The 26082-nt window shown below is 57.4% G+C and carries 29 protein-coding genes; 22 read left to right on the top strand and 7 right to left on the bottom strand.

From position 1 onward, the window contains the following. Positions 1–233 precede the first annotated feature (233 nt). Both ACO6EE_RS01520 and rfaD read right to left on the bottom strand, forming a co-directional pair. Complete coding sequence (locus tag ACO6EE_RS01520; RefSeq protein WP_485958754.1) at positions 234–911, bottom strand: response regulator; 678 nt, start codon at positions 909–911, stop codon at positions 234–236. A gap of 202 nt (positions 912–1113) precedes the next feature. Continuing rightward, the gene (rfaD, locus tag ACO6EE_RS01525) at positions 1114–2115 is read right to left on the bottom strand and encodes an ADP-glyceromanno-heptose 6-epimerase (RefSeq protein WP_485958755.1); all 1002 of its coding nucleotides are present in this window, start codon (positions 2113–2115) and stop codon (positions 1114–1116) included. Between the two features lie 122 nt (positions 2116–2237). Between rfaD and hslO the strand changes: the two genes are divergently transcribed. Both hslO and ACO6EE_RS01535 read left to right on the top strand, forming a co-directional pair. Then, entirely contained in the window at positions 2238–3125 is an 888-nt protein-coding gene (gene hslO / locus ACO6EE_RS01530) for an Hsp33 family molecular chaperone HslO (protein WP_485958756.1), read from the top strand. A gap of 210 nt (positions 3126–3335) precedes the next feature. Beyond that, on the top strand, positions 3336–4271 hold the full coding sequence (locus tag ACO6EE_RS01535; protein ID WP_485958757.1) for a dihydroorotate oxidase: 936 nt from the start codon (positions 3336–3338) through the stop codon (positions 4269–4271). Between the two features lie 112 nt (positions 4272–4383). Here ACO6EE_RS01535 and gloB read toward each other — a convergent pair whose 3' ends face one another. Beyond that, on the bottom strand, positions 4384–5136 hold the full coding sequence (gene gloB / locus ACO6EE_RS01540; RefSeq protein ID WP_485958758.1) for a hydroxyacylglutathione hydrolase: 753 nt from the start codon (positions 5134–5136) through the stop codon (positions 4384–4386). 79 nt (positions 5137–5215) lie between these two features. Between gloB and ACO6EE_RS01545 the strand changes: the two genes are divergently transcribed. Then, positions 5216–5812 carry a phosphatase PAP2 family protein gene (locus ACO6EE_RS01545; protein WP_485958759.1) on the top strand — a complete coding sequence of 199 codons (597 nt, stop codon included), beginning with the start codon at positions 5216–5218 and terminating at the stop codon, positions 5810–5812. Between the two features lie 142 nt (positions 5813–5954). Here the strand turns inward: ACO6EE_RS01545 and ACO6EE_RS01550 are convergent, their stop codons facing one another. Next, positions 5955–6584 carry an FG-GAP repeat domain-containing protein gene (locus ACO6EE_RS01550; protein ID WP_485958760.1) on the bottom strand — a complete coding sequence of 210 codons (630 nt, stop codon included), beginning with the start codon at positions 6582–6584 and terminating at the stop codon, positions 5955–5957. Between the two features lie 174 nt (positions 6585–6758). Here ACO6EE_RS01550 and ACO6EE_RS01555 point away from each other — a divergent pair, with 174 nt between their 5' ends. Both ACO6EE_RS01555 and ACO6EE_RS01560 read left to right on the top strand, forming a co-directional pair. Beyond that, complete coding sequence (locus ACO6EE_RS01555; RefSeq protein ID WP_485958761.1) at positions 6759–8000, top strand: multifunctional CCA addition/repair protein; 1242 nt, start codon at positions 6759–6761, stop codon at positions 7998–8000. Between the two features lie 68 nt (positions 8001–8068). Beyond that, positions 8069–8707 (top strand): hypothetical protein, encoded by a 639-nt coding sequence (locus ACO6EE_RS01560; protein ID WP_485958762.1) that lies wholly within the window; start codon positions 8069–8071, stop codon positions 8705–8707. Between the two features lie 107 nt (positions 8708–8814). Here ACO6EE_RS01560 and lptM read toward each other — a convergent pair whose 3' ends face one another. Continuing rightward, positions 8815–9006, bottom strand: a complete 192-nt coding sequence (gene lptM, locus ACO6EE_RS01565) for an LPS translocon maturation chaperone LptM (protein WP_485958763.1) — start codon at positions 9004–9006, stop codon at positions 8815–8817. A gap of 76 nt (positions 9007–9082) precedes the next feature. Here lptM and cyaY point away from each other — a divergent pair, with 76 nt between their 5' ends. Beyond that, positions 9083–9406 carry an iron donor protein CyaY gene (gene cyaY, locus ACO6EE_RS01570; protein WP_035573723.1) on the top strand — a complete coding sequence of 108 codons (324 nt, stop codon included), beginning with the start codon at positions 9083–9085 and terminating at the stop codon, positions 9404–9406. A 67-nt stretch (positions 9407–9473) separates the two neighbouring features. On the opposite strand, the gene ACO6EE_RS01575 is transcribed toward cyaY, so the two are convergent. Beyond that, the gene (locus ACO6EE_RS01575; RefSeq protein WP_485958764.1) at positions 9474–10040 is read right to left on the bottom strand and encodes a hypothetical protein; all 567 of its coding nucleotides are present in this window, start codon (positions 10038–10040) and stop codon (positions 9474–9476) included. A 63-nt stretch (positions 10041–10103) separates the two neighbouring features. Continuing rightward, complete coding sequence (locus tag ACO6EE_RS01580) at positions 10104–11048, bottom strand: class I SAM-dependent methyltransferase (protein WP_485958765.1); 945 nt, start codon at positions 11046–11048, stop codon at positions 10104–10106. A 587-nt stretch (positions 11049–11635) separates the two neighbouring features. On the opposite strand from ACO6EE_RS01580, the gene ACO6EE_RS01585 reads away from it, so the two are divergent. The 16 genes from ACO6EE_RS01585 to purF all read left to right on the top strand — a co-directional run bounded on the left by ACO6EE_RS01585 (position 11636) and on the right by purF (position 25868). Beyond that, complete coding sequence (locus tag ACO6EE_RS01585) at positions 11636–12931, top strand: DEAD/DEAH box helicase (protein ID WP_485958766.1); 1296 nt, start codon at positions 11636–11638, stop codon at positions 12929–12931. A 690-nt stretch (positions 12932–13621) separates the two neighbouring features. Next, a complete protein-coding gene (locus ACO6EE_RS01590; RefSeq protein ID WP_485958767.1) occupies positions 13622–14599 on the top strand; it encodes a pseudouridine synthase in 978 nt (325 codons plus the stop codon). A gap of 69 nt (positions 14600–14668) precedes the next feature. Next, on the top strand, positions 14669–15409 hold the full coding sequence (gene recO / locus ACO6EE_RS01595) for a DNA repair protein RecO (RefSeq protein WP_485958768.1): 741 nt from the start codon (positions 14669–14671) through the stop codon (positions 15407–15409). A gap of 41 nt (positions 15410–15450) precedes the next feature. Further along, a complete protein-coding gene (locus ACO6EE_RS01600) occupies positions 15451–16680 on the top strand; it encodes a DUF711 family protein (RefSeq protein ID WP_485958769.1) in 1230 nt (409 codons plus the stop codon). A gap of 98 nt (positions 16681–16778) precedes the next feature. After that, a complete protein-coding gene (pdxJ, locus tag ACO6EE_RS01605) occupies positions 16779–17510 on the top strand; it encodes a pyridoxine 5'-phosphate synthase (RefSeq protein ID WP_485958770.1) in 732 nt (243 codons plus the stop codon). A gap of 145 nt (positions 17511–17655) precedes the next feature. Further along, positions 17656–18081: a type IV pilin protein gene (locus ACO6EE_RS01610; protein WP_485958771.1), complete on the top strand. Its 426-nt coding sequence runs from the start codon at positions 17656–17658 to the stop codon at positions 18079–18081. 73 nt (positions 18082–18154) lie between these two features. After that, positions 18155–18625, top strand: coding sequence for a type IV pilin protein (locus tag ACO6EE_RS01615; protein WP_485958772.1), 471 nt, complete (start codon positions 18155–18157; stop codon positions 18623–18625). A gap of 28 nt (positions 18626–18653) precedes the next feature. Continuing rightward, complete coding sequence (locus ACO6EE_RS01620) at positions 18654–18974, top strand: hypothetical protein (RefSeq protein ID WP_485958773.1); 321 nt, start codon at positions 18654–18656, stop codon at positions 18972–18974. A 59-nt stretch (positions 18975–19033) separates the two neighbouring features. Beyond that, the gene (locus tag ACO6EE_RS01625) at positions 19034–19807 is read left to right on the top strand and encodes an exodeoxyribonuclease III (RefSeq protein WP_485958774.1); all 774 of its coding nucleotides are present in this window, start codon (positions 19034–19036) and stop codon (positions 19805–19807) included. Between the two features lie 117 nt (positions 19808–19924). Next, entirely contained in the window at positions 19925–20281 is a 357-nt protein-coding gene (locus ACO6EE_RS01630; RefSeq protein ID WP_485958775.1) for a hypothetical protein, read from the top strand. Positions 20282–20286: 5 nt separating this feature from the next. Next, positions 20287–20730 (top strand): YgfX family protein, encoded by a 444-nt coding sequence (locus ACO6EE_RS01635; protein ID WP_485958776.1) that lies wholly within the window; start codon positions 20287–20289, stop codon positions 20728–20730. 59 nt (positions 20731–20789) lie between these two features. After that, positions 20790–21194, top strand: a complete 405-nt coding sequence (locus ACO6EE_RS01640) for a DUF302 domain-containing protein (protein WP_485958777.1) — start codon at positions 20790–20792, stop codon at positions 21192–21194. 249 nt (positions 21195–21443) lie between these two features. Beyond that, positions 21444–22751 (top strand): bifunctional tetrahydrofolate synthase/dihydrofolate synthase, encoded by a 1308-nt coding sequence (gene folC / locus ACO6EE_RS01645; protein ID WP_485958778.1) that lies wholly within the window; start codon positions 21444–21446, stop codon positions 22749–22751. Between the two features lie 6 nt (positions 22752–22757). Beyond that, positions 22758–23837, top strand: coding sequence for an SPOR domain-containing protein (locus ACO6EE_RS01650; protein WP_485958779.1), 1080 nt, complete (start codon positions 22758–22760; stop codon positions 23835–23837). Continuing rightward, positions 23837–24343, top strand: coding sequence for a CvpA family protein (locus ACO6EE_RS01655; RefSeq protein ID WP_485958780.1), 507 nt, complete (start codon positions 23837–23839; stop codon positions 24341–24343). The genes ACO6EE_RS01650 and ACO6EE_RS01655 overlap by 1 nt, the downstream gene beginning before the upstream one ends. Positions 24344–24347: 4 nt before the next feature. Further along, complete coding sequence (purF, locus tag ACO6EE_RS01660) at positions 24348–25868, top strand: amidophosphoribosyltransferase (RefSeq protein ID WP_485958781.1); 1521 nt, start codon at positions 24348–24350, stop codon at positions 25866–25868. The last annotated feature ends 214 nt before the right edge of the window (positions 25869–26082 follow it).

Raw genomic sequence — 26082 nt, forward strand, 5'->3', positions numbered from 1 at the left:
TCCCTCACTCTGCACGGTTTTTCGGGAGGGCTCGCAACTTGCGGCTGCGCCGCTTCGGGCATGCAAGCCCTTGTTCCCCGAAAAACCGCGCTCCGTTCGGTTGTGCCAGCAGGGAGGCGCGACTCCAACAGTTTGAGCCCAATGTTTTGCATTTGGTTCTACGGATGATTGATAGTGGTATGGTGGCAGGCAGCAATGACCAGCCTTCGGAACTTGGGTTGTGTGGTACAGATTCAATCCGACTTAGGCTCTTTGGGCACCATCCAGCCGACGCCGCGGATGTTTTTAATGTGTTCTTTGCCGATTTTTTTGCGCAGGGCGTGGATGAGGTAGTCGATGGCGTTGCTTTCCACTTCTTCGCCCCAGCCGTAGATTTTGTCTTCGAGGCTGCTGCGTGAAAGGATGGTGCCGGGGCGTTGGAGCAGGGCTTCGAGGATGGCGAATTCTTTGTTGCTCAATGCAACGGGTTCGCTCTGGCCGACGATTTCCACTTGGTGGGCGGCGGGGTTGAGGGTAAGGGCGCCGTTGCTAAGCAGGGGGTTGGTGCGATGGTGTTGGCGGCGCAGGACGGCACGGATGCGGGCTTGCAGTTCGGCCATGTCGAATGGTTTGACGAGATAGTCGTCGGCGCCGCCGTCGAGGCCGGAGAGGCGGCTGTGCAGGTCGTCGCGGGCGGTGAGAATGAGTACGGGGGTGGGGTTGCCGCTGCCGCGCAGCTGCTGCAATACGTCGAGGCCGTCTTGGCCGGGCAGGCCGAGGTCGAGCAGGATGAGGTCGTAGCTTTGGCTGCCGAAGGCGGCAACGGCGGTGCGGCCGTTGTTGATCCAATCTACGGCGTAGCCGCTGTCTTTGAGGCTGCCGGCTACGGCGTCGGCAATCATGGTGTCGTCTTCGATGAGGAGGATGCGCATGGCGGTTCGGCTTGGGGTGGGTGGGGGACGGTGGCAGTATAGCAGGCGTGAATTAGGGGGAAATTAGGGCGGGAAGGTTTGGGCTGGGCAGCAACTTTGCGCTGCTATGTTTTCAGGTAGCCTCCATATCGGAAGGGCTACCTGAAAACATAAATTGCAACTCAGTATAGTAGATTAAAATCAGAATGCTACGGCAGGGCGCTTAATCCTGCCCGGCCAACCAATCCACATAGCGGCGCACACCGGTGGCCACGTCGTCGAATTCTTCGGGGTAGCCTGCCTCGCGCAGGGCGCTGATGTCGGCCTGGGTGAAGCTTTGGTATTTGCCTTTGAGCGCGTCGGGGAATTCGCTATACACAATCAAACCTTGTGCCACCAGCTCTTCCAGCGGCAGCTCTGGCTTGCCTTCGCGGGCGCGGCAGGCGTTGACGGTGGCGGCAGCCAGGTCGTTGAAGGGCTGGCTGCGGCCGGTACCGCAGTTGAAAATGCCGGATACTTCGGGATGGTCGTAGAAGAAGAGGTTTACTTTGACTACGTCTTCCACGCAGATAAAGTCGCGGCTTTGCGCGCCGTCGGGGTAGCCGTCGTAGCCGCCGAACAGGGTGACGCGGCCGTGCTCGCGGTATTCGTGGAAGTGGTGGTAGGCCACGGAGGCCATGCGGCCTTTGTGCTGCTCGCGGCGGCCGTATACGTTGAAATAGCGCAGGGCAACCACTTGATTGTGCAGCCCTTCTTCCATACGGCGGCGCAATACCTGGTCGAACAGGAATTTGGAATAGCCGTACACATTGAGCGGGGCTTCCAATTCGCGCTGTTCGCGGAAGGTTTGGCCTTTGCCATACACGGCGGCGGAGGAGGCGTGGATCAGGCGGATGCGGTCGTCTTGGCACCAATCGAGCAGATCGAGCGTGTATTGGTAGTTGTTGTCCATCATATACACGCCGTCGTGGTTCATGGTGTCGGAGCAAGCGCCTTGGTGGAAAATGGCCTCGATGTCGCCGCCGTCGATTTGGTGGGCGCGCACTTGGCGGATGAATTCGTGTTTGTCCAGATAGTGCGCGATATCGGCCTGCACCAGATTGCGGAATTTGTCGGCACGGCTGAGGTTGTCCACCGCGATGATGTCGGTGATGCCGCGCCGGTTGAGCGCGTGCACGATATTGCTGCCGATAAAGCCGGCAGCGCCGGTAACGATGATGGTCATGAAAGTGTTCCTGATAACGGGTTGGCATCTATTTTAACCGATTTCAGACTACCTGAAACTTGAATATCCGCCCTTGGAAACCATATAGCAGCCCAATACAAGATAACAACAAGGACAGCATCATGACCACCCAATCCGCCAACCTGCGCACCCGCTTTATTTTCGACGACCAGCCCGTGCGCGGCCTGCATGTTCAGCTGCAAAGCGTGTGGCAGCACATCGTACAGCGCAAACCCTACCCCGCCGCCATCCGCAGCGCATTGGGCGAGCTGCTGGCTGCCGGCGCTCTGCTTTCCAGCAACCTCAAACTGCCCGGCAAGCTCATATTACAAATCCAAGGGCAGGGCGACCTCAAAATGCTCGTGGCCGAAACCGATTCCAACCACAGCTGCCGCGCCACTGCCCGCTGGAACGAACAAGTCAACTTAGACGACGGCCGCAGCCTGATTGAGCTGCTCGGCGAAAACGCCGTATTCGGCATCACCCTCCAGCCCAACGAAGGCGAACCCTGGCAAGGCATCGTGCCGCTCGAAGGCAGCAACATCGCCGAAATGCTCAGCGCCTATATGCGCCGCTCCGAGCAGCTCGACACCCACATCAGCCTTGCCGCCTCCGAACACGCCGCCGGCGGCCTGCTGCTGCAAAGGCTGCCCGAACAGCAAATCGACGCCGACGCCTGGGCGCACTACACCACCCTGGCCGACACCGTTACCCCGCAGGAATTGATCGAGCTCGACGCCCGACACCTGCTCTACCGCCTGTTCCACGAAACCCCGCCGCGCGTATTCGAGCCCGAACAAATCGAATTTGCCTGCACCTGCTCGCGCGGCAAAGTGAGCGATATGCTGCTGCTTTTGGGCGGGCAGGAAGTGGGCAACATCGTGGCCGAACAAGGCAGCATCGCCATCGACTGCGATTTCTGCGGCGAAAAATACGTGTTCGACGACACCGACGTGCAAGCCCTGTTCGGCATGGAAATCGAGGCCATGACCGGGCAGCAACTGCAATAAGGCGGCATTGTCTCAACCGCATAAAGGCTACCTGAAAACCGTATTCGGTTTCAGGTAGCCTTTTGCTTGATATGTTTCAGGTAGCCTGTGCTGCTGCAGGCTACCTGAAAATCCGTAGGGCGGCCTGCCACGTTCATTTGCTCTGCCGCAAGCGGCATGTTCCCGTTCGGTGTACAATGCCGCCGTTTAACCATCAACCCAGGAGCCATCATGCCCAGCACCCAAACCCAGATTGCCGGTTTCTCGTTTGACAACTGCCTCATGAACGCCGCCGGCGTGGCCTGCATGAGCATTGCCGAATTGGAGGAAGTGAAGAACTCCGCCGCCGGCAGCTTTGTGACCAAAACCGCCACCCTCGAGCCGCGCGCCGGCAATCCCGAGCCGCGCTACCGCAACGTGCCGCTGGGCAGCATCAACTCCATGGGCCTGCCCAACCACGGCATCGATTACTACCTCGACTACCTGCTCGACCTGCAAAACCGCGAGCCGAACCGCACCTTCTTCCTCTCCCTGGTGGGCATGTCGCCCAGCGAAACCCACACCCTTCTGCGCAAAGTGGAAGAGAGCGGCTTTAGCGGCCTCACCGAGCTCAATCTTTCCTGCCCCAACGTGCCGGGCAAGCCGCAGATTGCCTATGATTTTGAAACCACGGAAAAAATCCTCGGTGATGCCTTTGCCTATTTCAGCAAACCGCTGGGCATCAAGCTGCCGCCTTATTTCGATATCGTCCACTTCGACCAAGCCGCCGCCATCTTCAACAAATTCCCGCTCAAATTTGTGAACTGCGTCAATTCCATCGGCAACGGCCTGTATGTGGAAGACGAAACCGTGATCATCCGCCCCAAAAACGGCTTCGGCGGCATCGGCGGCGAATACATCAAGCCCACGGCGCTGGCCAATGTGCACGCCTTCTACCAACGGCTCAACCCTTCCATCCGAATCATCGGCACCGGCGGCGTGCTCACCGGCCGCGATGCCTTCGAACACATCCTGTGCGGCGCCAGCATGGTGCAGGTGGGCACCACCCTGCATAAAGAAGGCGTACCCGCCTTCACCCGCATCACCGAAGAGCTGAAAGCCATCATGGCCGAAAAAGGCTATGAAACGCTGGACGATTTCCGCGGCAAATTGAAATATTTGGACTAACCGCAATCGGCGTATCAAATAATAAAGGCTACCTGAAAAATTTAGCTTCGCAGAAACTCGCGAGCTCGTTTTCAGGTAGCCTTTTTATCTCCGCAACCAAGCTGCTGCGGGGTTAAAAATGGTTTTTCAATTCGCGCAGGGCGGTGAAGACTTGTTCTTCGCTGTGCAGGCTTTGGCCGGCGAGTTCGGCGGCGCGGGAGGCTACCTGAAAATCGGCGGTGCGCAGGAAGGGGTTGATTTGCCGCTCGTGGGCGAGGGACACGGGCAGGGTGGGCGTGTGCGCGGCGGCGGCCAGGCTGCGGGCGATTTCGGGATTGTGCGGCTCGATGTGCGCGGCGAAGCGCAGGTTGGAGGCGGTGTATTCGTGGGCGGGGTAGAGCAGGGTGTTTTCAGGTAGCCTGTTGATGCGTTGCAGGGAGGCGAAGAGTTGGGCGGGGGTGCCGTCGAAGACGCGGCCGCAGCCGGCGGAAAAGAGGGTGTCGCCGCAGAAGAGCCGGGCTTGCCCGCCTGCTTGCAGCAGGTAGCTGAGGTGGGTTTGGGTGTGGCCGGGGGTGTGCCAAACTTCCACGTGGCTTTGCCAGAGCGGCCAGCGGCTGCCTTCGCCTACGGTGTGGGTGGCGTGGGGGATATCGTGGTTGGCGTAAACGCGGCAGTCGGGAAACTGGCGGATGAGCTCGGGCAGGCCGGCGATGTGATCGGCGTGGTGGTGGGTAATCCAGATTTGGCGCAGCATCAGGCCGTGGGCTTTCAGGTAGCCTGCTACGGGGGCGGTGTCGCCGGGGTCGATGCAGACGGCTTCGTTGCCTTGTTGGAGCAGCCAGATGTAGTTGTCGGCAAGGGCGGGAATGGGCGTGATTTTGAGCATGGTGGCGATGTTAATAAATTGACAAAAAGATGGCTGGTTGCTAGCCTTCACAACATTTTACACGATAAGGGAGCGGCAGATGACTGCTGTAGATTATGTAGTCAATTTGGTGTTGAGCGGGATTTTGATTGTGGGGGCGTATCAGTTTTATTTTTTCACCCAGCGCCACCCGCTGCGGCCGCCACAGGTGCTGCATTCGCCGCTGGATGAGAAGATTCCGTTTGTGGCTTGGTGGTCGTGGGTGTATAGCTTTTTGTATTATCCGGCGATTTTGTATTTAAACTGGCTGATGGCGGATTCGCGCCAGTTTGTGATGACGGCGTTTAGCTTTTTGATTTTGCTGTTTGTGCAAATGATGTTTTTCTGGCTGTGGCCGGTGTCCACGCCGCCGCACTGGCGCAGCGTGAACACGGGCAAAACTGCTTCGGAGAAGTTTTTGCTGTTTGTGCAGAAGTTCGACCAATCCACCAACTGCTTCCCGAGTATGCACGTTTCGGTGGCGATGCTCACGGCCATGTATGCCTACCCGAGCATGGGCGCGGTGGCGTTTGCCTTTCCGGTGTTGATTGCGCTTTCCTGTATGTTTACCAAGCAGCACTATCTGATAGATTTGCCCGCCGGCGCGTTTTTGGGCTGGCTGGTGTTTAAGCTGTATGGCTGGCTGATGTTGGGATAAACGAGAGGCTACCTGAACAATCAGGTAGCCTTTTTTACGGGGGACGAGGCAGCGTTGCGATGCTGCTATTTGAAACGCCGGGCTGTTTAAGTTTTCAGATAGCCTGAAGCCTCTGCCAAGCATGATGCCTTGGGCGAAAGCATCAGCGTTCGCGGCGCACGCTTTGTTGCCAGCGGCCATTCACCAGCCGTCTGGTGATGACTTCGGTGTAGGCGCCGTTGCCTTGCCGGCTATCCCGTGTGGTGATGGCGATTTTACGCGGAGCACGGCCGGGGATAATCTGCCAGGTTTCTTCGACGTGGAAGCAGCAGCCGTCGCGGGATTCGGTGCCCAGGGTGCGGCGGGCAGGGTCTATTCGGAACATCCCCATGTAGGCGGAGGCGAGCTCGGTGAGCTCGCGGCTTTTAACGAAGCGGCCGGATTGGGTTTGCACGTAGATATCGTAGCTGGGGGTGCCGTAGGAACCGCCATTGCCGTTGCGGATGGCCAGGTCGGGTTTGCCGTCGAAGTTGTAGTCGCCCATTTGCACATCACTTGGCCACAAGCCATCGTTGTGGAAAGCGAGTTGTTCGCTGCGGAAGCTTTGTGAGAAGCTGCCGCGGCGCAGGGTGATTTGGGCTGGACCCATGCAAATCAAGCCATCTCTGTCGCAGCTGTCGCTTTGCACTTCGGCCTGCCAGCCGGGAGGCAGGTTAGTTGCATCTACCGTTAGACTGCGTGCGTGGGCGGTGAGGGGCAGGGCGGCAAGCAGGAGCAGTAGGGTGGGTTTCATGGCGATCTCCAATGCTGGGGAAAGGATTGGCGTGGATTGTAGCAGCAAAAACAGGCGGCTGGCTTGATGTAGGTGGATATGCTTTCAGGTAGCCTTAACCACAATGGTTTTGGCAAAACAGGGCAAATCGGGCATGATTCGGTTTGGACGAACTGCAAACAGGAAAAAGGGCAGATGGAGATTTATCTGGTGGGTGGCGCGGTGCGCGATGCCTTGTTGGGGCGGGAAGTGAAAGACCGCGATTGGGTGGTGGTGGGCGCCGATGCGCCGGCCATGCTCGCGGCGGGCTATCAGCCGGTAGGCAAGGATTTTCCGGTGTTCCTGCACCCCGAAACGCATGAAGAATACGCCCTGGCGCGCACCGAACGCAAAACCGGGCGCGGCTATGCCGGCTTCACCTTCCATGCCGAGCCGGACGTTACCCTGGAGCAAGACCTGCAACGGCGCGACCTCACCATCAACGCCATGGCGCAGGATGCGGCCGGGCAGATTATCGATCCCTTCGGCGGGCAGGCCGATTTGGCTGCGGGCATATTGCGCCACGTTTCCCCCGCCTTCGCCGAAGATCCGGTGCGGATTTTGCGCACCGCGCGGTTTGCCGCCCGCTACGGTTTTCAGGTAGCCCCCGAAACCCTGCGCCTGATGGTGGATATGGTGCAAAGCGGCGAAGCCGATGCGCTGGTGGCCGAGCGCGTGTGGCAGGAATTTGCGCGCGGGCTGATGGAAGCGCGGCCGGTGCGCATGATTGAAGTGCTGCGCCAATGCGGCGCGCTCGCCGTGCTGCTGCCCGAAGTGGAAGCCCTGTTCGGCGTGCCGCAACGCGCAGACTACCACCCCGAAATCGACTGCGGCATCCACACCCTGCTCACCTTGCAAAGCGCCGCCGATGCCGGCTTGAGCCTGCCCGAACGCTACGCCGCGCTGCTGCACGATTTGGGCAAAGCCACCACCGCGCCCGAAATCCTGCCCGCACACCACGGCCACGAAGAAGCCGGCGTGCCGCTGGTGCAGGCGGTTAATCAGCGCTGGAAAGTGCCCAAAGCCTGCGCCGACTTGGCCGTGCAGGTGTGCCGCTGGCACGGACGGCTGCATAAAGCGGCCGAATTGCGCCCGCAAACCGCCGCCAAAATTTTGCAGCAAACCGATGCCTACCGCCGCCCCGAACGCTTCGCCGCCATGCTCAACGTATGCCGCGCCGACGCGCAAGGCCGCCTCGGCTTCGAACACGCCGCCTACCCGCAGCGCGAACACTGGCTCGCCCTGCTCGCCGCCGCGCAGCAAACCGACACCGCCGCCATCGCCGCCGCCCACGCCGAGCAACCGCAACGCATCGCCGAAGCCATCGCCGCCGACAGGCTGGCGCGGATTAAGCCTTTGCAGGAAGCGTATCGGCAGGAGCAGGGGAAGGCTACCTGAGAAGTGCAGGCATCGGCACAGCGGAAAATACGCGGGCAGACAAACGGGATAAAACGGAAAGGGAAAATATGTTGAATAAAGCAGATGTGAAAGAATTTTGCATTCGCTTGGCGGGGGAGTATCCCGGCTGGGAATATAAAGCGAATTCTTTTAAAAATAAGACATTAAAGCATTCTGAGGTTTGGATCGATACTGGATGGGTGTTGCATTTATCAGCCATGCCTAGTGTTATTGTTTATAACAAATCAGTTAATAAGATATTTAAGGAGGGTTTTAATGATTTTCAAACGAACTGGACTGCCCGTATGTTAATCCTTAGCCCGGATGCCCATAACCATTGCATGATTTATCAAAAGCTGGTACATACCCTGCCTGATGCCGAAGCCTATATCCGCGATTTTTTCGAACGGGGTTTGGATTTGGTTGAGCGTTATTTCAATAATCCGGACGAAAAGGAGTTTCTAGCCGGTTATCCGATTTATGGCGAGTTCCCCGCACCTTCTACGGATGATGCCTACGAAGGCTTGGGCAACTGTATTGCCCGCGCCATCCTGCTGGACTTTGATTATGTGGAACGGTTTATCAAAGATGATTTTCCTACTGTCCGACCAATCTACGAGCATTACCGCGAACGTGTAGCCCAGTGGCTGCCCATCTGGAAAGAGCGCGCCGCCGAAACCGGCAGCATCCTGCCGCCGAAGAAGTAAAGCCGGGCAGGAGCGGCGGGATAGGCAATAGTGCCGCAGTTATATTTTCAGGTAGCCTCCGGCAGGAATGAGGCTACCTGAAAAAGTATGGCTGAGGCATTTCGCGGCTATTTGTCGGCAGGCAGCGGTTGCGGCTCCACATCGGGCATCGGCGCGATGGGGCTGAATTGCAGGCCGGTTTGCACCGGGGCGAAGCGGGCGCGGTCGCTTTCTTTGGGCAGGTAGAGGTCGCCTTTATAGCCGCAGGCGCTTAAAAGCAGGGCGGCGGCAAGGGCGGGGAGCAGGGTTCGCATCATCATCAACTCGAAATTGCCTGAAACAGGCGGCTGTGGCAAGATGGCGCATCTTAAACAAAAATGCCGCCATGCACAAACCATCATGAACGAAACCGAATTTTTGCGCTATTCCGACCAGTTGTTTGCCCACATCGAAGACCAGCTCGACCAGTGCGGCGCCGATTTCGACTGCGAACACAACGGCAATGTGCTCACCATCGAGGCCGATAACGGCACGCAGATTATCGTAAACCGCCACACGCCGAACCAGGAGCTGTGGATTGCCGCCAAAAGCGGCGGCTACCACTTCGCCCTGCGCGACGGCGAATGGCGCTCCACACGCGACGGCAGCGGCTTTTTCGCCATGCTGAACGAAGTGTTGGGCGCGGCGGCGGGCGAAGCGGTGGAAATCGAGCCGCTGTAGTTTGAGCCGGACGCCTGGTAAAGGCTACCTGAAAATCGATTGTAGATTTTCAGGTAGCCTTTACCCATTAAGGCCGCCACTTGATTTTATGCAATACCATGCCGATAACGATGGCGCAGAGCAGCAGGCCGAAGGCTGCAGGCAGGATAACGGCGTAGCCTGCCGCCCGGCCGTAACAGATGCTCCACAGGATTTTGCCTGCGGCAGCTGCGGCTAGGCAGAACAGCCCGAGGCGCGGTTTGCGCTGCCAGAAGGCGGCGGCAATTAGCATCAGGCTCAGGGCAACCATGCCCGATGCCAAGACTTTGGCCGTATTCCAGCCGCCGAGCAGGAAGTTTTGCTCCATGGCCAAGAATTGCCGGATACGTTCGTTTGGATAGTCGGGCGGGGGAAACCAAAACATACTGCTGAGCAGCAGCAACAAGGTAGCCCAAATACCGGCGTGGCTGCGGTGGTAGGCTGCGAGGCAGAAGGGGATGAGGAACAACGGGCGGATGTACCAGCTCAGGGGGTTATGATGCCGGGCGAATGCCCAATGGAAAAAATGGCTGTCGGCAAAAAAAGCGGCAATCAGGGCGGCGCTGAGCAGGGCGAATAGGATGGCGGCTGCGCGATCGATGGCGGATTGGTTCATAGGGGACGTTTAATATAAAAGGCTACCTGAAAACGGTTTGGATGTTTTCAGGTAGCCTTTGCTTTAGCGGTGTTTGATTGTCCAGCAGCGGTGGATTTTGCGGTTGCGGAAATCTTCGGGCACGGATTGGCGGCTGATTTCGGCCACGGCATAGCGTTCGGCCACGGCGGGTTCGAGCTCGAAGCTGCGCAGGTTGTTGGAGAAGTAAAGCGTGCCGCCGGGTTCGAGCAGCTGCATGGCTTCGCGGATGAGGCGGGGGTGGTCGCGCTGGATGTCGAGGATATCGAGCATTTTTTTGCTGTTGGAAAAGCTGGGCGGGTCCATCACGATGAGGTCGAAGCGTTTGCCTTCGGCGGCGGCGTTTTGCAGGTATTGGAAGACGTCGGCTCGGATGATGCGGTGCTGCTCGGGGTTGATGTGGTTGAGCTCGAAGTTGCGCCGTGCCCAATCGAGATAGGTGTTGGACAAATCTACGGTTTCGCTGCTGGCGGCGCCGCCGGTGGCGGCGTATACGCTGAAGCTGCCGGTGTAGGAAAAAAGATTGAGGAAGCGTTTGCCTTGGGCTTCGCTGCCCACTAGGGTGCGGGTGTTGCGGTGGTCGAGGAAGAGGCCGGTGTCGAGGTATTTGTCGAGGTTTACCCAGAAGGCGCGGCCGTTTTCGTGCACGATAAAATCTTCGCCGCTGCGGCCGGTTTTTTCGTATTGGCTGCTGCCGCGCTGGCGGCTGCGCTGTTTGAGGTGGATGTGTTCGGCGGGAAAACCGGTGATGAATTGCACGGCTTCCACCACTTCGGCCAGCCAGGCTTCGTATTCGGCGTGCTGCATAATCCAGCCGGTGTCGTATTCCTGCAGGTGGGCGTGGTTGCCGTAGATGTCGATGGCGAAGGGGTATTGTGGGATGTCACGGTCGTAGAGCCGCCAGGCTTCGATGTTTTGCCGGCGTGCCCATTTGATGAGGTGTTTGGCGTTTTTGCCCAGCCGGTTGGCAAAGGCGGTGATTTCGCTCATGTGAGGCTACCTGAAAAGTGGAAAAGGAATGCGGCTATTTTACGGTTAATTGCCCTATCGCTCCAAACGGGCCGCTGTGGCTTTCAGGTAGCCTTTTCGGTAGATATAGTGAATTAACAAAAACCAGTACAGCGTTGGCTCGCCTTGCCGTAACGTGTGTACTGTCTGCGGCTCGCCGCCTTGTCCTGATTTTTGTTAATCCACTATAGGTGTCAATCCAAAGATTTTGCTTGACCGAACTCGGATAAACGCCTAAGATGCCGCCTCTTTTTGTTCGAAGCCATCGTCTTCAGCCCCCGCAGTTTTACAGCTGCGTCTGTTTGCCGCATTTTGCGTGCAATCCTTCTCTGCTTCGCAGGTTGTCGCCGATGCCACTCCAAGCGTTTTGCTTGCGACAATCTTTTGCGTAACCTCCAGCGGGTTGCCTTCACTTTCTTTACTGCGTCAGCATGCCTTGCTGTACTGTTTGCGGCCCGCCCTAGTGTTGAAAGCGAACTGACCCCGCCTCTTTCTGTTAGCGCATCCTTTTGCTTCGCGGCTGCCCGTTTTGTGCGGGCGGAAAGTATTGTTGTCCTTTTTGGAAATACATGACCATCCAATTCAGCGACCTGCTGCACGATAAAAACCTGCTCGCCGCCCTGCGTTCTGCCGGCTACATCGAGCCCACCCCCATTCAAGTCCAAGCCCTGCCTGCCGCCATCGATGGCCGCGACATCATGGCTTCGGCGCAAACCGGTTCCGGCAAAACCGCCGCTTTCCTGCTGCCCAGTCTGCAGCGCATCACCCGCCGCAGCGACAAGCCCGGCAAGGGCCCGCGTATTCTCGTGCTCACGCCCACGCGCGAATTGGCCGCACAGGTGGAGAAAAACGCCAAAATCTACGCCCAAAACATGAAATGGCTGCGCACCGTCACCCTGGTGGGCGGCTCGTCTTTCGGGTTTCAAATCAAATCGCTGGCCAAGCCGATTGATTTGGTGGTGGCCACGCCCGGCCGCCTGATGGACCACATGCGCAGCGGCCGCATCGATTTCGACCGCCTTGAAGTGCTGGTGCTAGACGAAGCCGACCGCATGCTGGATATGGGCTTTATCGACGACATCGAAACCATCGTGGCCGCTACGCCCGAAAGCCGCCAAACCCTGCTCTTTTCCGCCACTTGGGACGGCGCCGTGGGCAAGCTCGCCCGCCGGCTCACTAAAAATCCCGAAGTGATTGAAATCGAACGCGAAGACAACCAAGGCAAAATCGACGAGCAGCTCTTTTACTGCGACGACAAAAACCACAAAAACCGCCTGCTCGACCATATTTTGCGCGATGCCAATATCGACCAGTGCATCATCTTCACCAGCACCAAAGCCATGAGCGAACAGCTGGCCGACGAGCTCTACGAAAAAGGCTTCGCCGCCAACTGCCTGCACGGCGACATGCCGCAAAACTGGCGCAACCGCACGCTGATGGATTTGCGCAAAGGCCGGATTAAAGTGCTGGTGGCCACCGATGTGGCTGCGCGCGGTATCGACGTGCCCAGCATCACCCACGTGATCAACTACGACCTGCCCAAACAGGCCGAAGACTATGTGCACCGCATTGGCCGCACCGGCCGCGCCGGCCGCCACGGCCTCGCCCTCACTTTTGCCGAAGTGAACGAATACGTGGCGGTGCACAAAATCGAAAAATACCTCGGCCGCAAGCTGCCCGAGTTCACCATCGAAGGCATGGAGCCCACCCGCAAGCGCAGCAAAGCACCGCGCAAAGCCAAAGGCGGCGGTTGGAAACAAAAAGGCGGCCGCAAGCCAAACGGCAGCGGCAAACCCTTCGGCCGCCCCGCCGGCAATCCGCGCAGCAAAGCCCGCAAACCGGCCGCCCAAGGCCGCCGTGCCTGATATGGCTGAACAATTTCCCCCTGCTGGGCAAACCGACGCAGTAGGGGGAAATAAGCGTTTTAGTTATGGCCGGTTCGGTAGCAGCTGGCTGTAAATAATAAAGGCTACCTGAAAATTGGGAAGCGGCACGAAATTGCTGTATTGTTTTCAGGTAGCCTTTAGTTTGCCCGAGCGATTGGCTTGTTTGCCCGGCTTACAGTGAGATGATTAGTTGTTTGAGTGTAATGAGAACGCTTCCCCTGTGCATGAACACTGTTTCGGGGAGCCGCCTCAAGCCAAGCCCAAAAATGCCGCTTTCCGAGCAGCCTGTAAAACAGCCAATCTACGGCACATTGTGCCGTAAACGTAAACCGCAGCTAAAACATCTCGTTTCATGGGATGGTCTGATTTCTATTTTGAACGACGATACCGTTTGGGCTACCTGAAAAACAGATGGCGTTGCTGATATTTGCTTTGCCGCAGCCCTATTGTTTTATAGTGAATTAACAAAAACCAGTACAGCGTTGGCTCGTCTTGCCGTAACGTGTGTACTGTCTGCGGCTCGCCGCCTTGTCCTGATTTAAATTTAATCCATTATAGCTTCATTGAGGCTTCGTTTTCAGGTAGCCTATTCCATCATTTTCCCCAACCCTGCCGCTTCGTGCCGCAGAAGAACCGTTGATAAATATCACGGATTAGGAGTGTAACTATATGAAAAACCAACGCGATTTCAATAAGCGCAATCCGCGCCGCACCGATGAAAAAGTTTCAGCTAGCCCTAAGCGCCAGCAGCGGCCTGAAATGGAGAAAGCACCAAAAACCCGCGTGGCACGGGCAAAAAAGCTTGCGGTGCGCCCGGGCAACCAAAAGGTGCAGAGCCAAGTGCGCCGTTTGCAGGAACAGCGTTCCGATTTGAGCGGCATCGAGCCGGTGCGCCTGCAAAAGGCGCTGGCCGCTTCCGGCGTAGGTTCGCGCCGCGAGATGGAGGAGTGGATTCAGAACGGTTGGATAACGGTAAACGGCAAGGTGGCGCAGCTGGGCGATAAGGTGCAACCGGAAGACCAGGTGTTGGTGAAAGGCAGCGTGATCAAGCTGAAATGGCCGGATAGGCTGCCGCGTATCATCTTGTATTACAAGCAGGAAGGTGAGATTGTGTCGCGCGACGACCCGCAGGGGCGCGTGAGCATTTTCGACCGCTTGCCGCAGGCGGCGAGCAGCCGTTGGGTGGCCATCGGCCGCTTGGACATCAATACCAGCGGCCTGCTGATTCTTACCACTTCCGGCGAGCTGGCCAACCGTTTTGCCCACCCGAGCTTCGAAGTGGAGCGCGAGTATGCGGTGCGCGTATTGGGCGAGCTGGGCATGGATGAGATGCGCCTGCTCACCAGCGAGGGCGTGATGCTGGAAGACGGTCTGGCGCGGGTGGAACGCATCCACAGCCAGGGCGGGGAAGGCGTGAACAAATGGTATAATGTGGTGCTCAAAGAGGGGCGCAACCGCGAAGTGCGCCGCATTTTCGAGCATTTCGGCCTTACCGTGAGCCGCTTGGTGCGCACCGGCTTTGGGCCGATTGGTTTGCCCAACCGCTTGAAACGCGGGCAGTTTTATGAGCTGAACGCGGCGGAAGTGGCTTCGGTGATGAAATGGGCGGATTTGCCGCTGCCGGACAGCCGCCGCCGGCATGGCTGACGGTATGCCGCCGATCAAAGGCTACCTGAAAAATTAAACAGCCGCTTTCCTATTGTTCTTTAACGAGTTATGAAGCAGCCTAACCGCATCGATTCCCAGCCGGCGTTTTTGCTGTCGGCCACGCCGTGGCGCGAAACCAGCCTGCTGGCGGAGCTGTTTAGCCGCGATTACGGGCGGGTGGCGGTGGTGGCGCGCAGCGCGCGCAAACGGCAGAGCGAATTACGCGGCGTGTTGGTGCCGTTTGTGCCGGTTCAGGTGGCCTGGTATGGCAAGGAAGAGCTGAAAACACTGCATCGCGCCGAATGGCTGGGCGGCTGGCCGCAGCCGCAGGGCAGGGCGCTGTTGAGCGGGCTGTATGTGAATGAGTTGGTGCAGAAACTCACTGCCCGAGAAGACCCGCAGCCCGCGTTGTATGCGGCTTTGCAGCAGGTGATGCGCACCTTGTGCACCGAGCCGAACCACGCTGCCGTGCTGCGCCGTTTTGAGTGGACCTTGCTCACGTTGGCGGGCTACGCCCCAGACTTGCAGAAAGACAGCGCAGGTTGCCCGGTGGAAGCAGACCGGCAATACTGGCTGCAGCCGGAACATGCAGTGTTGCCGCTAGAGCAGCGGCATAGCCTGACGCCGGCAGAAGTGCAGCCTGGCGTGGCGGTAGATGGCAATGTGTTGATTCAGCTGCAAAACGGTGAATTTACCGATACCGCCACTTTGCAGCAGGCACGCCGGATTACCCGCCTGCTGCTGGATTTCCGCCTGCCGGAAGGGATTAAATCGCGACAGGTGTTGCAGCAGATACAGGCTTTCAGGTAGCCTTTATCCTCCAATCACATCATGCTTTGAGGAAAAACGAAGTGGATTTGCGCAACACCGAACTTTGCCGCGTGCGGGCGATTACCGCGTTTATCAGTTTGAATAAAAATAGTCATTTATGGGCTGGCGTGCTGGCGGAAGCCAAACTCCAATGCGACCGTTTGGCCGAATCGTTTGCCCGGGCGGGCTATACCGTGCAGTCGGTACGGCTGGTGTCAAACCCATTCGGCGAATATTTGGATACCGAAAACGCGCAAACCGCCAAGCAGGGGCTAGCCCGTATCCAGCAGATTTTGCAGGAATTGAATCACGGAAAGGCGATGCGTATCCGTTTTGCTGTTGGAGAGGCGGTGGGTGCGCACGAAATCGCCCTGCTGCCGGAGTTGATTCGCGATTACGGCGATTTGTGTAATGCCTGTGTGAATGTGGGCATGGATGAGAATGGTTTTTTAGACAGGCAAACCATTGAGTTGTGCGTGGCGGCTATGCAGGAAATCGGCCGCATTACGCCGCGCGGCGAAGGCAATTTCAATTTCACGGTAAACTTCAATTGTCGGCCGCTGATTCCGTATTTCCCCGCCGGCTACCACCGCGCAGAGCAGGGCAACTGCATTGTGTTGGGCTTGGAAACGCCGGATTTGCTGGCTGCTGCCTTACGTGGATTAAATAATCAGCCGACAGAGCATGCCAAATATTTTCAGGTAGCCTATTCGGCCATGCGCGAGGCGCTGCAATACCACATCGACCGTGTGCAGCAATGTGTGGCCGACACGCCTTTGGATGCAGGTTGGGCTTATGCTGGGATGGATACTTCGGCTGCGCCGTCAAAGAATTGCACTTCAATGGTAGAGCTGTATCGACTGATGCGCGTGCCGTATTTCGGCGCAGCTGGTACGGTGGAAGTATCCGCACTGCTCACCCGTGTGTTCAAGTCGCTGGAACGGGTGCAGGCCGTGGGTTTTTCCGGCCTGATGCTGGCGGTAACCGAAGACGAAGGCTTGGCCGAGGCCACTCGCAGGAAACAGTTCGATATCCGTGCCCTGCTCACTTACAGCAGCGTATGCGGTATCGGTTTGGATACCGTGCCGATTGCGGGCAGCACTCCGGCGGAGAAAATTGCCGGCATCATGTGCGATACCGGCACCATGGCCTTCCGCCTGAACAAGCCGCTCACTGTACGCCTGTTCCCCGTTCCAGGATTGGAGGCAGGCGAGATTACGGCATTTGAGAGCGATGACTTGTGTAATTGCGCGGTGTTGGCAATACCTTAGAATGGCTTTGTGCAGATGGCACGCCGGTTGCTTAGTTACCTCTACGGCGTGAGTCATAAAGCTAAATTGCGAAATTCGATACCCGAAAGGAAAAGAAGATGCTGTTGGGCGTTAATATCGACCACGTTGCTACTTTGCGGAATGCGCGCGGTACGCGCTATCCCAGCCCGTTGGAGGCAGCTTTGGTTGCCGAAACTCACGGCGCGGATTTAATTACTTTGCATTTGCGCGAAGATCGCCGCCATATCAAAGATGCAGATGTGTTCGCCATCAAACAGGCAATCCGCACCCGTATGAATTTGGAAATGGCACTGACGACAGAAATGTTGGATAACGCCTTGCAGGTGCAGCCGGAAGATGTGTGCATCGTGCCGGAAAAACGGCAGGAGGTGACCACCGAAGGCGGCTTGGATGTGCTGGCTCAGCAGCAGACTGTAGCGGAGTTTACGCAGCGATTAAATACTGCCGGCATCCGCGTTTCGTTGTTTATCGATGCGGATGAGCAGCAAATCAAGGCTGCCCGTGATGTTGGCGCACAAGCCATTGAGCTGCATACCGGCGCATATGCCGATGCAACTTCGCATGCCGCTCGACAAAACGAGTTGTTGCGCTTGGAAGAAGCAGCATATTTTGCTTCGGAATTGGGTTTGGTGGTTAATGCCGGGCATGGTTTGACGATTCACAACGTAGCGCCGGTAGCACGGATTTTGCCGATTCGCGAGCTGAATATCGGCCATGCACTCATTGCGCAAGCCGTGTTTTTGGGCTTGCCGGAAGCGATACGCCAAATGAAAGAAGAGATTTATCGGGCTCGGAGTCAGCCGGATTAAATTTAGATTGGAATCGGCTTGTTTTGAGATGTGGTGGATTGTCAAATAATGTTGTGCTTGCCATATGAGAATAAACCTAACTAGGCAGAAATTAGGTAAGTAACAAGTAATGCTTGTGGGAAAATAAGAATAAAAAGGGAATGTGATGAATAAGTTAAAGACGCAAGGTTTTACCTTGATGGAGTTGATGATAATTGTTGTAATAGTAGGTATTTTAGCAACTATCGCCTACCCAAGTTATGATACATTTGTTCGTCGATCTCGTATGGAACAGGCTAAAGCCAGTATTCTAGCCAAGTCTCGAGATATGGAGCGGTTGTATACCAAAGCTCGTTCGTTTACCGATGCCAACCATCCCGCGTCAGCTCCTGCTAGTACTGATTTCTTCACGATTGGCTTTGTAGGCGGAGCCCCACAATCGGATAGCTATGAAATTTTTGCTAAGCCAACCAACAGAAATCCGAACGAAACTCAAGGTATTTACTTCAATAGCATTGGTACAACGATGAGTCGTTGTGATGCCAATACTATTGATCAGTCAGGTAGCAGAACCAATTGTGAGCCATATTAGTATTGGACTCTATTCCGTTTCTTGATGAAGCCGTTTATACTGTCTCTTCCGGTTCTTACTAAGGAGTAGCAGCATGAACGGCTTATCTGTTTTCACCAAACGCGGCTTCACACTGATGGAGCTGATGATCATTATTGCCATAGTGGCAATTTTGGCGGCTATTGCGTATCCTTCATACCAATCGTTTGTGCGCAAATCCCGTTTAGAAGAGGCCAATGCTGCTTTATTGGAAAATAGCCGGGCGATGGAGCGTTTTTATTCGCGAAACCGCACGTTTAAAGCCACTTCCACCACTTGGCCGGCGTTAGCGGTTAGCCAGACGCAGCATTTCTGTATTAAATTCCAAGGCAATGCACGCGGGGTGTTGGGAGATAAATATACAATTAAAGCCGTGGCTTTTGATGTGAATAAAGAGCCAAGGGTTTTATTGATTAACCAAGATCAAACGGTACGGATTTGCCAAAGCAGCCGTAGCCGTTGCGATAATAAAGAAGTGTTTTCTGGCGGTAATAATATCGACCAAGAATGCGAATTATTGCATTAGTTTTTCTTTAGTTAAAATTCAAATTTTGATGAGTATTACTCTTTTATTACAACAAAAAATTCAAAATGCCGATTACGCACGCATGATTCAAAGCAATATTGCTCCTTTCAGCCCGGCAGAAACCGATCTACTGGCTGAAATTTTGCGTGGTTACGAATTTGATGTGGTGCAGCAGCAGGCGCTGGTGCAGGCGGTGATGCAGCAGTCCCGTTTCGATCCGGATGCTTTCCACCAAGAGTTTGACGATGAAGACGTAACCGGCATCTGCCCGCATTGCATCAACCCGCCCATGCCGCCGTTGCGTGATTATCTGGTGTGGCGGCAAACGCTGGCTAAGCAGGCTACCTGAACATTTCAGGTAGCCTGCTTCCCTGTATAATCAAGCAATAACTTTATTTGGAAATACTCATGCGTATCATTTCTGCTAATGTAAACGGCATCCGTTCTGCCTATAAAAAAGGCTTTCATGAATACCTGGCCGCAAGCGGCGCCGATATCGTTTGCGTTCAGGAGCTCAAGGCTCAAGAAGCCGATTTGGACGACAGCATGAAAGCCCCGCACGGTATGCATGGCGTTTGGCACTGCGCCGAGAAACGCGGCTATTCCGGCGTGGCGCTGTATAGCAAACGTGAGCCAGACCGCGTGCAAACCGGCATGGGTATTGCCGAATTCGATGCCGAAGGTCGCTTCGTGCAGGCTGATTTCGACAATTTGTCGGTGATTTCGCTCTACTTGCCGTCCGGCAGCAGCTCGGAAGAGCGCCAGCAGGTGAAGTTCCGCTTCTTAGAAGCCTTCTATCCGTTGCTGCGTGAGCTGCAAACCCAAGGTCGCGATATCGTGATCTGCGGCGATTGGAATATCGCACACCAAAACATCGACTTGAAAAACTGGAAAGGCAACTTGAAAAACTCCGGTTTCCTGCCCGAAGAGCGCGAGTGGATCGGCAAAGTGATTGCCGAACTGGGCTGGGTGGATATTTGGCGCACGCTCTATCCCGAAATGCCCGGTTACACCTGGTGGAGCCAGCGTGGCCAGGCCTATGCCAAAGACGTGGGCTGGCGTATCGACTACCAAATGGCCACGCCCGCCCTGGCCGAGCGCGCCCGCTCCGCCCATGTTTATAAGCAGGAGAAATTCTCTGATCACGCCCCGCTGGTGGTGGATTACGATTATCCGCTGTAGCGGGTGCCAGTGTTCAGGTTTTTCAGAAATCCGACACTTCAGAAAATCTGTTTCAGGTAGCCTGTATCTTGCCCGGCAGGCTACCTGAAACTCCGACAACCAACCCAAGGAAATACCATGTATTTTGTAGACCGCAGCGCCGTGGTGGTGAAGCCCACCGAAGCTTTCCTTGCCTGGCTCAAAAGCACCGGCGACGACCTGCCCGACCTTACCCTTGCCCAAATCCGCAGCAATTGCAGCGTGTATCTGTTGGCACAGGCCGATACGCCCGAAGAGAGCGCCGGCCTGTTTGGCGAACGCTGGCGCGAGGTGCTCAGCGGCGAGATTGCTTCGTGGGAAGTGCCGCAGGAGCAATGGCCGGAGCTCACGCCCGAGCTGTTTGCCCGCTTTTTCGACCTCGAATTCCACGACATGGTGTTGGACACGGATGACGACGATATCCGCGTCAGCCCCGTGGTGGACAACATGATGTAGCCGCCGTGCAGCCTTTTCAGGTAGCCTTTTGGCCTTCACGGCTGCAAAGCCTGCTGCAGTTGGTCGCATGGGTGTGGCTGGCGGCGTTGTGGTTGCTGTATTTTGCCGGTTGGCTACGTTTGATTGGCCTCGCGCTCACCGCCCCCGCTGCTTGGTATGCTCTGCGACGGCCGTTGCCAATCGGCAGTCTCACTGTGGGCAGCGGCGGCGAGGCCGTGCTGTTTTTGCAGCCTCAGCAAATTGCCGTGGCGGCCACCCTGCGCGGTGGCATGGTGCTGCCGTGGCTGCAGATCTTGCATTGGCAAACTGATGGCGGCCGGCAGATTTACCAAGCCGTGTGGCCGGATTCCGCCGATGCCGAAGGCCTGCGCCGCCTGCGCGTGTGGGCGCGTTGGGGGCAGGCGCGGAAGAAACGGAGAAAACCGTTGGATATGCAGGATTCCTGCTAAAAAACGGCTGCACCAACGCGGCTTTATTGGCTTTTTCATTGTATACAGGACTCAATCCCATGACCAATCCCAATCACACTATCCTGCCCAGCCGCTTAGGTTTTGCCGAAACGCTGGCCGTGTTGAAACAGGCTTTTGCCGCCAAGCAGATTACCCTGTTTGCCGAAATCCCGCATTCCAAGTTGGCCGCCGAACACGGCCTGCCGCTGGCGCCTGCCAGCCTGCTGATAGTCGGTCATCCGGCCAAAGGTACGCCGCTGATGCAGGCCGATTTGCTGCTGGCCGCCGAGCTGCCGCTGAAGGTGTTGGTGTACGAGCAAAACGGTTGTGTACAGGTGCTGTACCGCCGCGTGTTGCCGCTGGTGGCGGGGCGCGGTTTGGATGCGGCCGAAACTGCCGCTGCGCAAATCGATGTCGCCACGGGCGCACTGATTGCTGCCGCGCTGGAGAGTGTGCCAGGCTGAATTCTGCTGCGGTATAATGCGGCGACAAAAGGCTACCTGAAAAGGTTTAACCGTTTTCAGGTAGCCTTCATCAGTTAAAGCAGGCTACCTGAAGGCGCCGATCAAAACCCGGCCAGCAAGCGCTTGGCACAATAATGCTGACCGGCACCATTATTTTCAGCTAGCCTTCGCCAAGCCGCCCGTACGGCATACAGGCTACCTGAAAACCCGTTTGGCATTTTCAGGTAGCCCTCAAACAAGGTTGAACACATGAAAACACTCTCCCAATGGCTCGCCCACCTCGAAACCGCCTACACCGGCGGCACTGCCCACAGCCACGGCAGCATTGATTTGGGCTTGGAGCGCGTACGCACGGTGAAAGAGCGGATGGATTTACAGCCGCAATGCCCGGTGATTGTGGTGGCCGGCACCAACGGCAAAGGCTCAGTGTGCGCCTTTTTGGAAAGCATCTACCGCGCCGCCGGCTTCAAAACCGGCATGCTCACCAGCCCGCACATTCTGCGCTATAACGAGCGCATCTGCGTGAACGGCCAGCCCGCTGCCGATGAAACCATTGCCGCTGCTTTCGAGCGCATCGAAGCCGCGCGCGGCGATACCGCGCTCACTTATTTCGAGTTCAACACCTTGGCCGCCGTGGATATTTTCCAGCGCGCTGAAACCGATGTGATGATTCTGGAAGTCGGGCTCGGCGGCCGGCTGGACGCGGTGAATATTTTTGACGGCGACGTATCGGTGGTAACGTCGGTGGATTTGGACCACCAAGCCTTTTTGGGCGACACGGTGGAGCAGGTGGCCTTTGAAAAGGCGGGCGTATTCCGTGCGGGCAAACCCGCGATCTGCGCCCAGAATCCGCCGCCCGAATCGCTGCGCCGCCACGCCGAAGCCATCGGCGCCGACCTCTTGCTGGCCGGGCGCGATTTCAGCTTCAGCAAGCTGGAGCAGCAGCAATGGTCGTTTCACTTTCATCCCGAACACAGCCGCCTGTTTTCAGGTAGCCGCAACCGCAACGCTCTGCCTTTTCCCGCCCTGCGCGGCGGCTATCAGCTGGGCAATGCCGCCTGTGCGCTGGCCGTGCTTGAATGTCTGAATGCGCGGCTGCCGGTGGATATCGGTGCCATCAAACGCGGGCTGTTGCTGGTGAGCCACCCCGGCCGTTTTCAGGTGTTGCCCGGCCGCCCGCTCACTATTTTGGATGTCGGCCACAACCCGCACGCCGCCCGCGCTTTGCGCCGCAGCCTGATGGCGCTGCCGTTTGCCGAAAAACGGCTGGCGGTGTTCAGTATGCTGGCCGATAAAGACATTGATACCGTGATTTCCCTGTTGCAAGACCAGTTCGACGAATGGCTGGCCGCCCCGCTGCCGCTGCCGCGCGGTCTTTCGGCGGAAGCCTTGCAGCAGCATCTGGAAGCGGCGGGCGCGGCTAAAGTGTGCCTGTTTGCCAGTGTGGGCGAAGCCTATCGCGCCGCCTTATCGGAGGCAGGGGAAAATGATAGAATTGTGGTATTTGGTTCGTTTCACACGGTGGCCGAAGTGATGGGCGCACCGCAACAGGAATAAGGAATTATGCCCCCCCAATCCAACCCCAATTGGCGCCATCTGGAAGAATACGAACAGATTAAGCGCAAAAACCGCCGCCGCTTGGTGGGCGCACTGCTGCTCACTACGGTGGTGGCGCTGCTGCTGGCCAAAGTGATGGGCAGCAGCCAAAATACTGCCGCGCCGGGCGAAATCACCGTGAGCGGCGGCAGTGAAACTGCGGCTTCTATGGTGGTGGAAACCCAACCGCTGCCCGAGCCGGTGGCCGAAGTGCCGACTGGTGCGGATACGGCGGTGGAAATGCAGCCGCAGCCGGTATCTGCGCCGTCTGTTGAGCCGGAAGCAGTGGTTGTGGAACCTGCTCCGCCTGCGCCGCAGCCCGTGCAGCCGGCCAAGCCGGTGGAGGCGCGTACCACGGTGTTGCCCAATCCGTTGGCCAACTCCGGCAACGCGGCCAATCCGCAACCAAGCCGCCCGGTTGCACCGCCAGTAAGGGCGGAAAGCAAGCCTGTGCCGCAGCCACGGGTAGAAGCCAAGCCGGTGCCGGCCGCGCCGCGCGCGCAACAGGCAGAAAACAATAAACCGGCTACCCAGCCGCAGGCCAAACCTGCCGTACCGGAAACTCCGCGCCGCGCCGAGGGCGTGAAACCGCAAACGCCGGCCGCGCAGCCGAATGAGCGCCGTGTTGAAAGCAAACCGGCCGAGCCGAAGCAGGCCGAACAGAAGCCTGCTGAGCGCCGCCGCCCCACCGAACGTCGGCAAGAACGTAAGCCAAACGGCAACCGCCTCTCGCCGGAAGATATTTTGAACAACCGCGCTGCCAACCATGTGGCTGGCAATGGCAAAGCTGCCGACCATCAAGCGGCGCAGACGGAGCGGCGCATGGTGATTCAGGTGGGGGCTTACACCACCGAAGAGCAGGCACGTGCCGTGCAAAAACGGCTGGCCGATGCAGGCGTGAGCGCCTATGTGGCGCCGCCGGCCAACAAAGGCGGCAACGCGCTCTACCGTGTGCGCACCGGTTCATATCCCAACCGCCAGGCTGCCAGCCAGGCGATGGGTAAAATTAAATCGCAGGGGCTCGACGGCATCCTGCTGGAGCGCTGATGACTTTGTTTGACTATCTCGCGCTGCTGGTGATTGCGGCGTTTACCCTGATTTCGCTGTTTCGCGGCGTGGTGGCCGAATTGGTGGGCTTGGTTTCTTGGCTGGGCTCGCTGCTGGCGGCCAAGCTGCTTGCTCCGCCGGTGGGCGACTGGCTTTCAGGTAGCCTCAAGCCGCATGCGCTGGCGGTGGTGGCAGCGTTTATCGGTGTGTTCCTGCTGGCGCGGCTGCTGTTCCGGCTGCTGCAAACCTTGCTCACTTCTTCTGCTGGCGCGGCCGGGCTGGGTGGGGCAAACCGCCTGCTCGGCGGGGTGTTCGGCGCGGTGAAGGGGGTGTTGGCGGTAACGCTGGCGGTGTTGGCTTGCGCGTTTACCGATTTGCCGAAGATCGAGGAGTGGCGGCATTCGCAAACCGCATTTGTTTTCGAGGGCTTGGCCCAATTGGCCGTGCCGTATCTGCCGCCGTTTATGGCGGATCGTGTCGATTACCGGCAAGCGCCGGGGGAGTGAATTTATGTGTGGCGTATTGGGCATGGTGGCTTTTGAGCCGGTGAATCAGTTGCTGTATGACGGATTGCAGGTGTTGCAGCACCGCGGGCAGGATGCCGCCGGCATCGTAACCGCCGAGGGCGAGATGTTTCATATGCACAAAGACACCGGCATGGTGCGCGATGTGTTCCGCACGCGAGATATGCGCAACCTGGTGGGCAACGCCGGCATCGCCCATGTGCGCTATCCCACCGCCGGCAACGCGGGCAGCAGCGCCGAAGCGCAGCCGTTTTATGTGAATGCGCCCTTCGGCATCGTGCTGGCGCACAACGGCAACCTCACCAACCCCGAAGAGCTTGAGGCCAATTTATGCCGCCGCTACCTGCGCCACATCAACACCGGCTCCGATTCTGAAGTGCTGCTCAACGTGTTGGCCAGCGAGTTGCAGCACGTGATCGGCAGCCGCAGCAAGCTGGAAGTGGGCGATGTGTTTGATGCCGTGGCCTCGCTCAACCGCCAAGTGCGCGGTGCATACGGCGTGGTGGCGCTGATTGCCGGCTATGGTATGCTCGCCTTCCGCGATCCGCACGGTATCCGCCCGCTGGTGTTGGGCAAATCTACCGACGAAGCGGGGCGCACCGCCTATATGGTGTCTTCCGAATCCATCGTTTTCCCCGGCCTGGGCTATGAATTGGTGCGCGATATTGCGCCGGGCGAAGCCGTGTTTATCGGCTTTAATGGCGAGTTTTACAGCCGCCAATGCGCCGAAGCGCCACGTCTTTTGCCCTGCCTGTTTGAATACGTGTATTTCGCCCGCCCTGATTCCGTGATGAACGGCGTATCGGTGTACCAAGCGCGGCTCGATATGGGTGTAACCCTGGCCGAAAAAGTGAAACGCAGCCTGCCGGCAGACGAAATCGACGTGGTGATGCCCATTCCCGATACCAGCCGCCCCAGCGCCTTGCAGCTGGCCATGCACCTGGGCAAACCCTACCGCGAAGGCCTCATCAAAAACCGCTACATCGGCCGCACCTTCATCATGCCCGGCCAAGCCACGCGCAAAAAATCCGTGCGCCAGAAGCTCAACCCCATCGATAGCGAATTTGCCGGCAAATCCATCCTGCTGGTGGATGATTCCATCGTGCGCGGCACCACCAGCCGCGAGATTGTGGAAATGGTGCGCGCCGCCGGGGCACGGAAAGTATATTTTGCCTCCGCCGCCCCCGAAGTGCGCTACCCCAATGTGTACGGCATCGATATGCATACCCGCGCTGAATTAATTGCCAACGGCCGCAGCGCCGAGCAAATTGCCGCCGAAATTTCTGCCGACGGCGTGGTGTTCCAAGATTTGGACGATTTGGAAAACGTGGTGCATGCGCTCAACCCTGCCATCGAAGGCTTCGACAGCTCCTGCTTCAACGGTTGCTACGTCACCGGCGACATCGACGAAGGCTACCTGAAACACCTTGAACGTAAAAAAGACAGCAACGCTGCTCCCGCCAGCCAGATGGAACACAGCATCCGTGTGGATTCGCTACGGGAATAATAAATGGTGGAAGCCGGCTTTCGAGGCCGGCTTCTTTGGTTTGGCGGGGTAGGGCGGTTTCAGGTAGCCTTGCCATCAGATGAACAGGCTACCTGAAAACCGGATAATGCGCCTGTTATCGGGAACTAACAAAAACCGGTATAGCGCTTGGCTTGCCTGGCCAGATGTCTGTATTACTTGCGGCTTGCCACCTTGTGCCAATTTTGTTAGTCCG

The sequence above is a fragment of the Eikenella sp. genome (genome assembly GCF_057315495.1).